Below are 13,196 nucleotides of genomic sequence, written 5' to 3' on the forward strand. Positions count from 1 at the left end.
AAAGCCTCTGGTTAATCCCAGAGGCTTTTTTGCGTTTGGAGGGGTGTGAAATTTTCACTCTAAGAATGAGAATTCGATTCTGCATTGATGTTTGTTACACTACTTTTTTAAAGCATCCTTATATAAGATTTTGTATTACTCCAAGGTCTTGATCAGGCAATGAGTTAGTCTTAAATAGGCTAAACTCCGAATTGACTCAGATGATGGTCAAAATGTTTTCTGTGAAACAACTCCCATTCCGTAAAGGTCAATTTCCCAAACCTTGGATGGATTGTTTGCTCATTTGGATTGTTCTCAAAAAAAACTAAGTACTCATTTATACTTTTCAACAACTCAGCTTTAGCGGCAGACAAATCAGGAAACCTGAGATCCAATAATTTGTCACCAAGTCCTGGTGCTTTCACTCCTATCGGGAATTGAATTTCCGAATAGAGTAATGCCTGTTTTTGCGCTAGTTGCTTTTCTGTTGGTTCGAAATCAGGGATCTTAATCCGACCATAGGAAAGTTTAACTGTCAGAATCAAGTGCTCTAGCATATGTTGAGGACTCATAATCCCAAATTTTCGCTCACTCTGCTCCGTAAGTTTTTCGAGTCTTGGTTGAATGTTTTGCATTTCGAATAGTATGGTTTAAATGAAAAAAGCGATTGACTAAATCAATCGCTTTATACTTTATTTTATTTAACAACTTAATTTAACTTCCACACATCTCACATCCTTCTGGGTCGTCCAAAGAACATGCAATTGCATCTTGTTTTTGTGATTTTGCCAGTTCAGCTTCAATTACTTTTTCTACCTTTTGTTCAAGGGAAGATTTGTCCAAAGTGAATTTAATTGCAGCAGATGCAGCCTGAGATCTGAGGTAATACATGCCTGTTTTTAGGCCTTTTTTCCATGCATAGAAGTGCATAGAAGTCAACTTGCCAAAGTTTGGATCCTGCATGAAGATATTCATACTTTGGGACTGACAAATGTAGGCCCCTCGATCTGCAGCCATGTCTATGATTACTTTTTGGGAGATTTCCCAAACGGTTTTATATAGATCTTTGATGTTTTGTGGTATCCCTGGTACGTTCAGTACGGATCCATTGGTAGAAATCAATCTGTTTCGCATGTTATCATTCCACAGACCAAGATTAATAAGATCTTTCATCAGATGCTTATTGACCATGATAAACTCACCCGAAAGAGTCCTTCTCGTGTACAGATTGGAGGTATAAGGCTCAAAGCACTCGTTATTTCCTAAGATTTGAGATGTGGAAGCAGTAGGCATAGGAGCAACAAGTAATGAGTTTCTCATACCATACTTTTTCACTTTCTCTTTTAATTCGTTCCAATTCCATCTGCCCGACTTTGGAGTAACACCCCACATGTCAAACTGTAAGATTCCCTTAGAGGCTGGGCTACCCTCGTAGGTTTCATAGGTACCTTGAATTTTAGCCAACTCCATGGAGGTCTCCACAGCGGCGAAGTAAATGGTCTCGAAAATATCTTCATTCAATCCTCTTGCTTCGGCTGAATCAAATGGCATTCTCAACATGATGAATGCATCTGCCAAACCCTGAATTCCTAATCCAATTGGACGATGCCTAAAGTTTGATCTCCTTGCTTCCTCCACCGGATAGTAATTTACATCGATGACCTTATTGAGATTCTTTGTGGCCACTTTGGTGATTTCATAAAGCTTCTCGTGATCGAAGTAAAGTTTCCCGTCCTTTCCAGTCTGTACGAACTTAGGGAGTGCCAATGAGGCTAGATTACATACCGCGACTTCATCGGGTGCTGTGTACTCAATGATTTCCGTACAAAGATTTGACGATTTGATAGTTCCGAGATTTTTCTGGTTTGATTTTCCATTAGCGGAATCCTTGTATAACATGTATGGAGTACCTGTCTCAATTTGAGACTCCAAAACTTCAAACCATAGTTCCTGCGCTTTGATAGTTTCTCTGGCTCTACCTTCACGCTCGTATTTTTCATACAATCGCTCAAATTCTTCGCCGTGGCAATCAGATAAACCGGGTGCTTCATTAGGACAAAACAGTGACCAATCTTCATTTTGCTCCACTCGCTTCATGAATAGATCAGGGATCCAAAGCGCATAGAACAGATCTCTTGCACGCATTTCCTCTTTTCCGTGATTTCGCTTCAGCTCAAGGAAATCTTTGATATCTGCATGCCAAGGTTCCAGATAGATTGCAAAGCTGCCCTTTCTTTTTCCTCCACCTTGATCCACATAGCGTGCGGTCATATCAAAGTTTCGAAGCATCGGTACTATTCCATTGGAAACTCCATTGGTTCCTTTGATATAGCTTCCTTTCGCTCTGACATGGTGAATGGACAAACCAATCCCGCCAGCAGATTGAGAGATTTTAGCACACTGCTTCAATGTATCATAGATCCCGTCAATGCTGTCATCTTTCATAGTTAAAAGAAAACAAGAAGATAACTGTGGCTTGGGTGTACCCGCATTGAAAAGTGTAGGGGTAGCATGTGTAAACCAGCGCTCAGAGAGCAGATTATAAGTCTCGATTACTGATGGGATGTCTTCTTTGTGAATTCCCACGGCCACACGCATCAGCATGTGCTGAGGTCGCTCTACCACTTTACCATCCAAACGGATGAGGTAGCTTTTCTCCAGAGTTTTAAAACCAAAATAATCGTATCCAAAATCCCGTTTGTAATCGATAGCTTCGTCCAAGTGTGCTGCATTCTTTTTGATAATGCCGTAAACCTCAGTGTCAATCAACTGTGCATTTTCTCCAGTTTTAGGATTGACATAAGTATACAGTCTTTTCATTGTATTGGAGAAAGACTGACTTGTGGTTTTGTGGAGATTTGAGATAGCTATCCTTGCTGCAAGTATGGCGTAATCAGGGTGACGAACCGTGAGCGAAGCACAAACTTCAGCTGCCAGATTATCCAACTCTGAAGTAGTCACTCCATCATAAAGACCATCAATTACTTTTTTCGCAACCTCGATCGGTTGGATAAATTTAGGGTCTAGTTCATAGCACAGATTTTCGATCCGTGCTGTGATTTTATCGAATCTTACTGATTCTCTTCTTCCGTCGCGTTTGATTACTAGCATACTCAGGTGGTTTTAGGATTTATGGAAAAATAGGTGATTAGAAGTCTTCTTCGATCGAGAAGCGGGCAGATGATTCGCCGATTTCCGTGGATTTCATGACGCCAGCTTTTTGATAGTCTCCAACTCTCTTTTCAAAGAAGTTGGTCTTACCTTGAAGGGAAATCATATCCATGAAGTCAAATGGATTGGTGCTGTTCCAAACTTTTTCACAGCCCAGCTCCATCAGTAAGCGATCAGCTACGAACTCGATATACTGGCACATCAAGTCGGCGTTCATTCCGATCAATCGTACAGGTAGCGCGTCTGTCACAAACTCTTTTTCGATCGCTACTGCATCCATGATGATGGCTTTTACAGTCTCTTTTGGGAGTGGGTTGACCACATGTTTGGTGTATAGATGGCAGGCAAAATCGCAGTGCAATCCTTCGTCTCTGGAAATCAATTCATTAGAGAAAGTCAAACCCGGCATTAAGCCTCTCTTTTTCATCCAGAATATAGAACAGAAAGAACCGGAGAAGAAAATCCCCTCGACTGCTGCAAAAGCAATGAGTCGCTCTTGGAAGTTACCGTTGTCAATCCAGCGCAGTGCCCAGTCGGCTTTTCTTTTTACACAGTCAATGTGTTCAATGGCGTTTAATAGTCTATCTCGTTCGGCGCTGTCTTTTATATAGGTATCTATCAAAAGCGAATAGGTTTCTGAATGGATGTTTTCCATGGCAATCTGGAAACCGTAGAAGAATTTCGCTTCGGTGTACTGAACTTCCGACACAAAATGCTCGGCAAGATTTTCATTGACAATTCCATCACTTGCAGCAAAAAATGCCAGAACGTGAGAAATAAAGTGTCGCTCTCCATCACTTAGATTTTTCCAGTCGGTGAGATCTTGACTCAGGTCAATCTCTTCGGCCGTCCAAAAACTAGCCTCTGCTTTTTTGTAATACTGCCAAATGTCATTGTGCTGAATAGGAAAAAGCACAAAGCGATTGTTGTTCTCTACTAAAATTGGTTCCTGCTGCATCTTGCTCTCTGTTATTTTTATTAGTCTAAAGTTGCCAAAAGCATCAAATACTCTTCTTAATCATGGCGGGGGATAAGAAAGGCTGCCTTTTCAGAACAGCCTCTAGACAAATATGTGAATCAAAAGCTGAAAAAAAAAACCGGGGAAACAGTGTTTTGAAGCAAAAACTGACCAATAGTCAAAATATGTTTAAATTATTAAATATCAATAGGATAAAGTCGATTAATTCAATTAAAAAATTAATCAAATTCATCATTTAGAGCCTTTTGATTTATTTTCAACATTTTAAAAAAAGTTTTCCACAAGTTATTTTGACTCAATTTTTGACCAAAAGTCAATAAAATCTCAACCTGAAAAAATTAAGCTATATATTGAATATCAGCTCATTGGGAAAAATTCGAATTACCTGCATTTTATTCCAAACATCAAGATTTGACATTCAGTTGCTGCAATTTCGCTGTGAATTAAGAAAGATGGCTGGATTGGTCTTTTTCTTAGGGATTATCTAAATGGATTTCCCAGGAAAGTTTTTTTGTTCTAACATCCTTTCTTATATTTGCACTCCGATTTCGGCAAAAGAATCAACTACTCATGTACGCAATTGTAAACATCGCAGGAAAGCAGTTCAAAGTAACAAAAGATCAGTATGTCTACGCTCCCAAGTTGGACGGAGATGCTGGCGCTTCCGTGGAATTTGATCAGGTTTTATTAGCAGAAGCTGAAGGCACTGTATCAGTTGGAGCTCCTCTCTTGTCAGGAGCCAAGGTATCCGGTAAAATACTGGATCATGTAAAAGGTGATAAAGTAATCGTCTTCAAAAAGAAGCGAAGAAAAGGTTACAAAAAGAAGAACGGTCACAGACAGGACTTCACCAAAGTATTGATTGAAACTATTACTCTGTAAGCATTCCCTTAAGGAATCATAAACACATAAGAACATGGCACACAAAAAAGGTGTAGGTAGTTCCAAAAACGGTAGAGAATCTCATTCCAAGAGATTGGGCGTTAAGAAATTCGGTGGTGAGGCAGTTATTGCCGGTAATATCATCATCAGACAGCGTGGCACAAAACATCATGCTGGCCTAAATGTAGGTGTTGGTAAAGATCATACACTATTTGCTCTTGCAGAAGGTGTCGTGACTTTCAAGACCAAAGCTGATGGTAGATCATATGTTAGTGTTTTGCCTTTGGAAGCATAAAACAATCTAATGTAAAAAAAGCCTCTTCGAAAGAAGAGGCTTTTTTTTTGCCATGATTTGAGGTAAATCACCTCTAGTCATTTTTTTTAGGATTGTTAACTCCTTACTTCTAACTTTTAAATCGAATTGACACCAATCTTACCTTACATGAAGAATTATTTACGAATGGGTTGGTTAGGTTTATTCCTAACACTGTTACTCACTGGCTCCAACCTACAAGCCCAAGAAATCCCCGATCCTAAAATCTATGATGCTCTTCAATGGCGATTAATCGGTCCCTTTAGAGGTGGCCGTGCCGATGGAGTCACAGGAGTGAAGGGGAGTGATCATTCCTACTATTTCGCTTCTACAGGAGGCGGTATTTGGAAAACAGTAGATTCTGGAAAGACCTGGAAGTCCGTGTCCGATGGATTTTTTGGAGGATCTATGGGTGCAGTGGCAGTGGCTGAAAGTGACACAGCTGTGGTATATGCAGGAGGGGGTGAGAAAACCGTCCGAGGCAATGTTTCTTTTGGGTATGGAGTTTGGAAAAGTAGCGACGCAGGCAAAACCTGGGCAAGAGCTGGTTTGGACAAAAGCCGGTTTATCTCCAGATTGAAGATTCACCCGACAAATCCGGATGTAGTCTATGCAGCTGTCTTAGGAGATATTTTTAAGCCGGATGCCACTCGTGGAGTCTTTAAATCAGTGGATGGGGGGAAAAATTGGGAGAAGATTCTTTTTGTAAGTGATGTTGCTGGAGCCGTGGATTTGGTTTTGGATCCAAAAAATCCCGAAATCCTATATACGACCACATGGGAAATTAAGCGCACGCCCTATAGTCTCGAAAGTGGTGGGCCTGGCTCTAAAATGTTTAAGTCTACAGATGGTGGTAAAACTTGGGATGAACTTTCGGCAAAGGAGTCTTTTCCAAAAGGCACACTCGGAATCATGGGGGTCACAGTATCTCCTGTAAACACCAATCGAATTTTTGCCATCATCGAGAATGAAAATGGTGGTGTCTATACTTCCAAGGATGCGGGAGCTACTTGGGAGAAAGTAAATGAAGATCGGAACCTACGCCAACGAGCTTGGTATTATTCCCGAATCTATGCCGATACCCAAGACGAGGAAACGTTATATGTCCTGAACGTGAGCTACCATAAATCTACCGATGGTGGCAAAACTTTCAAAGGAGCCAATGCACCTCATGGAGATCACCATGACCTTTGGATCGATCCGCAAAACAATCAGCGAATGATTATCGCAGATGACGGAGGTGCACAAGTTTCGAATGATGGCGGTACCACCTGGTCCACGATGGATAATCAACCGACTTCTCAATTTTACCGTGTGACCACTGATAATAGTTTCCCTTACCGAATCTATGGAGCACAACAGGATAATTCCACAGTAAGAATCCGACACAGAAATGACGGTGGTGCTATCACGGAGAGTGATTGGGAGCCAACTGCAGGGGGCGAATCTGGCTGGATTGCGCCAGATCCTTTGGATAATGATATCGTGTATGGCGGTTCGTATGGCGGCTATTTGACCCGAGAAAACCACAGAAATGGCACTTCTCGCTCTGTCAATGTCTACCCGAATAATCCCATGGGTCATGGTGCGGAAGATATGAAATACCGCTTCCAGTGGAATTTCCCTATCCTTTTTTCACCGCATGATCCAAAGATGCTCTATACGGCAAGTAATCAGATGCACCGCTCCAACAATGAGGGACAGAGTTGGGAAGTGTTCTCACCGGATTTGACGAGAAATGATAAGAGTAAACTTGGGCCTTCTGGAGGACCGATCACCAAAGACAACACCTCTGTTGAATATTACGCTACTATTTTTACTGTAGCGGAATCTCCACTCAAAGCTGGGGTAATCTGGGCGGGTTCTGATGATGGGCTAGTTCACGTGACTCAGGATAATGGAGCTTCCTGGCAAAATGTAACACCGAAAGACATGCCCGAATGGCTTCAAATCAACAGTATCGAAGCGAGTCCATTTGGAGCTGGAGAGGCTTATTTTGCAGCGACAGGTTACAAAAGTGGGAACTATGAACCTTATCTCTACAAGACTAAGGACTTTGGAAAGACGTGGACCAAGATCACGTCAGGTATTGATCCAGAACATTTCACAAGAGTCGTTAGAGCAGATCCTGCGAAAAAGGGGATGCTATACGCAGGCACCGAAACGGCCATTTATTATTCAAAGGATGATGGCAGCAGCTGGCACTCCCTACAGATGAATCTCCCGATCGTACCAATCACTGATTTGGCCATCAAAGAAAATAACCTGATCGCAGCGACTCAAGGTCGTTCCTTTTGGATTATTGACGACTTAACTGTATTGCATCAGGCAGAAGTAGGCATGGAAAACAAGCCCTTTCACTTGTTCAAGCCACAGGATTCATACCGGATCGATGGAGTAAAAAGATCAAGTTTTACAAATGGGACCAACCGTCCAGGTGGTGTTTTGATGTATTATTTCCTTAAAGAAAAACCAAAAGATGAGCTAAAAATTGAGTTTTTTGATAGCAGCAATACCCCGCTTCGGGCATTTTCTACTAAAGGAATCAATGGCGATACGCTTAAAGTGAAAGAGGGATCGAATGAGTTTAACTGGAATCTCAGAGTAGAAAACGCAACGGGATTTGACGGTCTGATTATGTGGGCTGCAAATCTTCGGGGTCCAAAAGTAATTCCAGGAACCTACAAAGTTCGGCTTACAGTCGATGGGCAATCGCAAGAGCAGACTTTCAAAGTATTAGCTGATCCTCGTTACGAATCGACCCAAGCCGACTTGCAGGAGCAATATGATTTCTTATTGGGTGTCAGGAATAAACTAACTGAAACACATGAGACGATCAAACTGATCAGGGCATACCGAAGCGAGTTGGATTCTTTAGAAACCAAGCCAGAGAATCTGGAAGCCATCAAAGCTGAAATGCAAGAAATCGAGGAAACGCTCTATCAGACCAAAAACCGAAGTGGTCAGGATCCGCTCAACTTCCCGATCAGATTAAATAACAAGTTGGCTCACCTGAATTCGGTGGTAGGCAATGGAGATTATAAGCCAACAGACGGAGCGGTGGAAGTAAGGCAAGAACTAACAGAGAAGATCGATGTGCAGCTGGCAAGATTCCGAAAGCTGGAGCGGGAGCAGATTTCCAGAGTGCTCAATATCGAGGAAATGAAAACCAAGCTTGAAATCAAAAAGTAATGCAAAAGGCCTTCAGATCACTCTGGAGGCCTTTTTTCCTTAAAGTCTTATAAAATTCAAGCAAGTCTGCTTTTGAATTTATTTTCAAAACAACCTAAATCCCTTAATCTGCTCTATAAACATCCCCGCACTGGAAGGTGACAGAATTAAGATAAATGCGATCCCAAAAATCGCTCCATACAGGTGCGCGTCATGATTGATGTTGTCTGAGTCTTGTTTTCCTTTGACATAAGAGTAAATCAGGAAAAGAACTCCAAGGATAAATCCCGGAAGACAAATGATCCCAAAGAAACAAATATCCGAAAGCGGCATCAGAATAATACTGGCAAAGACGGTAGCAGAGGTGCCTCCTGATGCCCCCAAGGCTCGGTAATAGCTGTCTTCCTGATGCTTTTTGTAAGTGGGTAAATCCGAAATCACAATCCCCAGAAGGTAAAATACCACAAATAAAACGCCTCCCACTATGACACCAAACTTGTACCGTAAAAACATTTCCACCACGCCCCCGAAGAAATAAAAGGTAAACATATTGAAGAGCAAGTGCATGTAATCCTTGTGGATAAAACCTGAAAGGACAAATCGGTCCCATTGATTCCGATGCTTGATCCGGTAGGGCATAAACATCCACCGGTCCATCATCTCAGGCTTGTTGAAAGCAAGTATACTTGTGATCGCCGTGATTGCGATAATAATAACTGTCAGCGATAATTCCATGGCTTATTTTTCCCGGTGGATCAGGTCTTTAGTGATGGAAAACAGCGTTTGGTAATACTCAGAATCGATAGAATGAATGGACTCCAATTGAGCAAATCCAGCGTCGAAATAGGAATTCATCTTTTCTTCCGTCAGAGATTTTATTCCCAGTTTTTCATAAAGTGCCCGAACTGCCGCCACTTTTTCTGCCTTGTCAAATTCCTTGAGCGAAAGCCAATGGTTCAACTCTTCCGCATCATTTCCTTTGGCGAGGTCCAACGCTTTGATCAGCAGGAATGTCTTTTTGTTCGAAATGATATCGCCACCGACCTGCTTTCCGAATTTGGCCTGATCGGCAAATACATCAAGCAGATCATCCTTAAGCTGGAATCCCACCCCGATATCTACGCCAAATCTGTAGAGTTTTTCTGCATCTTCTTTTTCGGCTCCCGCCAAAGTAGCTCCCAGTTGCAGGGCAAAACCCAAAAGAACTGCTGTTTTGAGGCGAATCATGTTGAGGTATTCGTCTTCGTGCACAGTCTCATAAGCCTCGAAGTTCATATCAAACTGTTGACCTTCGCAAACTTCCGCCGCAGTTTTGTTGAAAAGCCGAATGACTTCTGGCAGCAATTTAGGATCTGTCCCCAGAAGCAAATCATACGCTCTCACTAGCATCACATCCCCGGAGAGAATGGCAATATTTGCATTCCATTTTTCATGAACTGTCGCCTTTCCACGTCGCAGCGGAGCTTGGTCCATAATATCATCATGCATCAGCGTGAAGTTGTGAAATACCTCTACTGCGGCAGCCTGACTTAGTATTTCTTCAGGATTTTTGCCATAAAGTCCATAAGCCAAAAGCGAAAGAAGCGGTCTGATCCGCTTCCCTCCAAGGCTCATGATATAGGTGATGGGTTCGTATAATTCACGTGGTGATTCTCCGTAACTATGGGAGGTAATGTGGTTTTCAAGCTTAGTTAAAAGCGCGTGAGCGAGGCTTTTTTCTGTCATTATCTGCAAATTCCAAATCGATTGTTCTTCGGTCAATGTCGGTATTAACTACCCTGACCACTACTTTGTCACCCAAAGTGATCATTTTTTTATTTTTGCTCCCTACCAGTCGCATATTTCGCTGGTCGAATTCATAGTAATCGTCGTCCATATCCTGGACGCGGATCATGCCTTCGCACTTGGTCTCGGTGATTTCCACAAAGACTCCCCACTCGGTCACGCCGCTGACGATTCCTTCGTAATCCTTCTGCTCAGCAAGAGACATGTATTCCACCTGTTTGTATTTGATGGAAGCTCGCTCGGCATCTGCTGCACGCTTTTCCCGCTCAGAGGAATGAAGACACTTTTGTTCCCATGACTCAGCTTCAGGAGACTTCCCTCCATCTAAATAGTGTTCCAAAAGTCGGTGAACCATCATATCCGGGTAGCGCCGAATCGGAGAGGTAAAATGAGTATAATGTGCAAATGCCAACCCAAAGTGTCCTTTTGGTTCGGTCGTGTATTTGGCTTTTGCCATGCTTCGGATGGCCAATTGCTCGAGTACGTTTTGCTCAGGTTTGCCTTGGATTTCTTCCATGAGTTTATTGAGCGCAGTGGAGATCTTTTGGACATTGGTTACGTCCATTTGGTGGCCAAAACGCTTCGCAAAGCCTGAGAAAGTCTCCAATCTGTCTATGTCAGGACTGTCGTGTGTCCGGTAAACAAAAGTATCCATCCCGTTATTTTTCTTGAAAATAAACTCAGCCACATACTTATTGGCCAGGAGCATAAACTCCTCGATCAGTTTGTGTATGTCTTTTCGCTCCTTGACAAAAAGTCCCAGCGGCTTGCCTGCTTCATCCAGTTTGAATTTGACTTCGACAGTTTCAAAGTTCACTGCGCCATGGTCAAATCGCTTTTTACGGATCATCTTTGCCAGATTATTAAGCAATGTCAATTCTTGATAAAAGTCACCAGCTTGATTGTCGATGCATTCTTGAGCTTCTTCATAGGCAAATCTTCGATCAGAATGAATGATTGTTCTGCCAATCCAATGTTTGAGGACATTCGCATTTCGATCCAATTCAAACACGCAGGCAAAGGTCAGTTTGTCTTCTTTTGGACGGAGGGAGCAGAGACCATTGCTGAGTCGCTCAGGAAGCATCGGTATCGTCCTGTCGACAAGGTAAACGGAGGTAGCCCGATTAAACGCCTCTTTTTCCAAGGCTGTTTTTGGTTTCACGTAATGGGTGACATCAGCGATATGTACGCCGACCTCCAAGTTTCCATTTTCGAGCTCTCGGTAAGAAATCGCATCATCAAAATCCTTTGCATCTGCGGGATCAATGGTGAATGTCGTAACATCCCTGAAGTCCTTTCGGGCTTTGATTTCCTTTTCGGTGATCTTTTCAGATATCTCGTTTGCTTCAGCGTCCGGTTCCTGCGGATACTCGAACGGAAGTCCGAACTCCGCCATGATGGAATGGATTTCCACTTCGTGTAATCCCGCTTTTCCCAGGACTCGGATGACTTTTCCCGTAGGGTTTTTATCGTCTTCCCGCCATTCGCTCAGTTTGACGATGACTTTTTCGTTATGTTCAGCACCCATCAAATCCCCGCGATGTACAAAGATGTCCTTGTGCATCTTCTTGAAATCAGGCACGACAAATGCAAATCGTGGAGATATTTCTACCCTGCCGACGAATTCATCCCGGCTTCGCTCCATGATCTCGAGGACTCTGCCTTCGGTTCTGCCGGTTTTCCCTTTGAGAGGAAAAAGCATGACCCGCACTTTGTCTCCATCGAGCGCTTGCTTGAGGTCTGCTTCCTTGACCAAAATATCCCCATCTGCGACCTCAGGATTATCTGGAATAATAAAAGCAAACCGTGGATTTACAAAATCCACCGTACCGGTGATAAAGGAAGGATCCTTAGTCGAGCTATAATAGTTGCGGGAATTTCGGGACACAGCTCCGGATACTACCAATTGCTGGAGGATCGGATCAACGCCGCCTTTAAGGAGGGAGTCACGAATTTCTAGTTTTTTTGTGATCTGTTTGGAGTTGAATTCTTCTCCATAGTTGGAGTCTAAAAATTGAAGGATCCGACGTGCCAAATTTGCAGCGTCGTCAGCGGGTCTTCTAGTTTTATTTTTTGAGTTTTTTCTATCTGGTTTTCTTCCCATGATTTGGGTTGTTTTTTAATAAGGTAAAAAAGATTTGGATGCTTTAACCATTAATCTTTGTGATCTTTTTTTGAATTTTCGGAATGGACAATTTCAATGTCCAAATCGTCTAGCTGTGGATGCATTGCCATATAAATACGGGCAGTGACCTCTACATCACGTAAGCAGTATTTTTTGATTTTCTCGAGGTCGTTTTCATGATAAAATGTGCTGTTGACCTGACTGCCATCGATTCCATCTTTCGAAGTCGGTATACCAAAAACTGCTGCCAAAAGCTCGAGTCGGGTGTAGTGCTTGTAGTCCCCAAATTTCCAGAGCTCCATGGTGTCCAGATGCCTGACTTCCCAGGGTTTTTTGCCGGCGATCTGAAGGGGTTCAGGAAGTGGGATTCCCAAAATTAGCATCCTGCGGCAGAGATAGGGAAAATCAAATTCTTTTCCATTATGCGCACACAGCACCCACTTTTTCTTGCTAAGTAAATCATTTAAGGACAAAAGAAGTTCCCGCTCGTCCGCTTCCCCAAATACTTTTGATCGAAAGAGTAGCTTTTTGTCCTTTTTCTTATTCTGAAAATAACCTACCCCCACGCAGATGACCTGCCCAAATTCAGCATGAATTCCTGCCCGGTCAAAATACATGGAGCCTGGCGGAATCTCCCCGGGGTTTTCCATTCGGATCAACCGCTCCTTTTTGATCCACTCCTCCTGAAGCCTCGGGTCAAGGCTCTCAAATTTTTCAGTTTGTGAGACCGTTTCGATATCCAAAAACAAAATGTCGCTGAGTTGATCAAAAAAGTCTGCCATCAGGTCAAG

10 protein-coding genes are annotated in these 13,196 nt (G+C 42.7%); 3 read left to right on the plus strand and 7 right to left on the minus strand.

Annotated features, from left to right (window positions below; all coding sequences use genetic code 11):
- Nucleotides 1-179: 179 nt before the first annotated feature.
- The 3 genes from DK188_RS12995 to DK188_RS13005 all read right to left on the minus strand — a co-directional run bounded on the left by DK188_RS12995 (nucleotide 180) and on the right by DK188_RS13005 (nucleotide 4,108).
- Nucleotides 180-614 carry a DUF1569 domain-containing protein gene (locus DK188_RS12995; protein ID WP_111671269.1) on the minus strand — a complete coding sequence of 145 codons (435 nt, stop codon included), beginning with the start codon at nucleotides 612-614 and terminating at the stop codon, nucleotides 180-182.
- A 79-nt stretch (nucleotides 615-693) separates the two neighbouring features.
- Nucleotides 694-3,090 carry a ribonucleoside-diphosphate reductase subunit alpha gene (locus DK188_RS13000; RefSeq protein ID WP_111671270.1) on the minus strand — a complete coding sequence of 799 codons (2,397 nt, stop codon included), beginning with the start codon at nucleotides 3,088-3,090 and terminating at the stop codon, nucleotides 694-696.
- Nucleotides 3,091-3,127: 37 nt separating this feature from the next.
- The gene (locus DK188_RS13005) at nucleotides 3,128-4,108 is read right to left on the minus strand and encodes a ribonucleoside-diphosphate reductase small subunit (protein ID WP_111671271.1); all 981 of its coding nucleotides are present in this window, start codon (nucleotides 4,106-4,108) and stop codon (nucleotides 3,128-3,130) included.
- A 591-nt stretch (nucleotides 4,109-4,699) separates the two neighbouring features.
- On the opposite strand from DK188_RS13005, the gene rplU reads away from it, so the two are divergent.
- From rplU to DK188_RS13020, 3 genes are all read left to right on the plus strand, one after another.
- On the plus strand, nucleotides 4,700-5,011 hold the full coding sequence (rplU, locus tag DK188_RS13010) for a 50S ribosomal protein L21 (RefSeq protein ID WP_111671272.1): 312 nt from the start codon (nucleotides 4,700-4,702) through the stop codon (nucleotides 5,009-5,011).
- Between the two features lie 34 nt (nucleotides 5,012-5,045).
- Nucleotides 5,046-5,306 carry a 50S ribosomal protein L27 gene (rpmA, locus tag DK188_RS13015; protein ID WP_111671273.1) on the plus strand — a complete coding sequence of 87 codons (261 nt, stop codon included), beginning with the start codon at nucleotides 5,046-5,048 and terminating at the stop codon, nucleotides 5,304-5,306.
- Nucleotides 5,307-5,453: 147 nt separating this feature from the next.
- Nucleotides 5,454-8,516 (plus strand): WD40/YVTN/BNR-like repeat-containing protein, encoded by a 3,063-nt coding sequence (locus tag DK188_RS13020; protein WP_111671274.1) that lies wholly within the window; start codon nucleotides 5,454-5,456, stop codon nucleotides 8,514-8,516.
- Nucleotides 8,517-8,600: 84 nt separating this feature from the next.
- Here the strand turns inward: DK188_RS13020 and DK188_RS13025 are convergent, their stop codons facing one another.
- From DK188_RS13025 to DK188_RS13040, 4 genes are read right to left on the minus strand one after another with little or no spacing between them, the layout of a single operon-like run.
- The gene (locus tag DK188_RS13025; protein WP_111671275.1) at nucleotides 8,601-9,230 is read right to left on the minus strand and encodes a rhomboid family intramembrane serine protease; all 630 of its coding nucleotides are present in this window, start codon (nucleotides 9,228-9,230) and stop codon (nucleotides 8,601-8,603) included.
- A gap of 3 nt (nucleotides 9,231-9,233) precedes the next feature.
- Complete coding sequence (locus DK188_RS13030) at nucleotides 9,234-10,220, minus strand: polyprenyl synthetase family protein (RefSeq protein ID WP_111671276.1); 987 nt, start codon at nucleotides 10,218-10,220, stop codon at nucleotides 9,234-9,236.
- Nucleotides 10,183-12,384, minus strand: a complete 2,202-nt coding sequence (gene rnr / locus DK188_RS13035; protein ID WP_111671277.1) for a ribonuclease R — start codon at nucleotides 12,382-12,384, stop codon at nucleotides 10,183-10,185. Before rnr ends, DK188_RS13030 begins: the two co-directional genes overlap by 38 nt.
- Before the next feature lie 50 nt (nucleotides 12,385-12,434).
- On the minus strand, nucleotides 12,435-13,187 hold the full coding sequence (locus DK188_RS13040) for a 3'-5' exonuclease (protein ID WP_111671278.1): 753 nt from the start codon (nucleotides 13,185-13,187) through the stop codon (nucleotides 12,435-12,437).
- Nucleotides 13,188-13,196: the final 9 nt, after the last annotated feature.

This window comes from Algoriphagus litoralis (assembly GCF_003259255.1).
Lineage (GTDB): Bacteria > Bacteroidota > Bacteroidia > Cytophagales > Cyclobacteriaceae > Algoriphagus > Algoriphagus litoralis.

What these genes read in the sequence shown, in the direction of transcription:
- DK188_RS13030 (WP_111671276.1), bottom strand. Translation starts at nt 10,220, where the DNA reads ATGACAGAAAAAAGCCTCGCTCACGCGCTTTTAACTAAGCTTGAAAAC.
- rpmA (WP_111671273.1), top strand. Translation starts at nt 5,046, where the DNA reads ATGGCACACAAAAAAGGTGTAGGTAGTTCCAAAAACGGTAGAGAATCT.
- rplU (WP_111671272.1), top strand. Translation starts at nt 4,700, where the DNA reads ATGTACGCAATTGTAAACATCGCAGGAAAGCAGTTCAAAGTAACAAAA.
- DK188_RS13005 (WP_111671271.1), bottom strand. Translation starts at nt 4,108, where the DNA reads ATGCAGCAGGAACCAATTTTAGTAGAGAACAACAATCGCTTTGTGCTT.
- DK188_RS13040 (WP_111671278.1), bottom strand. Translation starts at nt 13,187, where the DNA reads ATGGCAGACTTTTTTGATCAACTCAGCGACATTTTGTTTTTGGATATC.
- DK188_RS13020 (WP_111671274.1), top strand. Translation starts at nt 5,454, where the DNA reads ATGAAGAATTATTTACGAATGGGTTGGTTAGGTTTATTCCTAACACTG.
- DK188_RS13000 (WP_111671270.1), bottom strand. Translation starts at nt 3,090, where the DNA reads ATGCTAGTAATCAAACGCGACGGAAGAAGAGAATCAGTAAGATTCGAT.
- rnr (WP_111671277.1), bottom strand. Translation starts at nt 12,384, where the DNA reads ATGGGAAGAAAACCAGATAGAAAAAACTCAAAAAATAAAACTAGAAGA.
- DK188_RS13025 (WP_111671275.1), bottom strand. Translation starts at nt 9,230, where the DNA reads ATGGAATTATCGCTGACAGTTATTATTATCGCAATCACGGCGATCACA.
- DK188_RS12995 (WP_111671269.1), bottom strand. Translation starts at nt 614, where the DNA reads ATGCAAAACATTCAACCAAGACTCGAAAAACTTACGGAGCAGAGTGAG.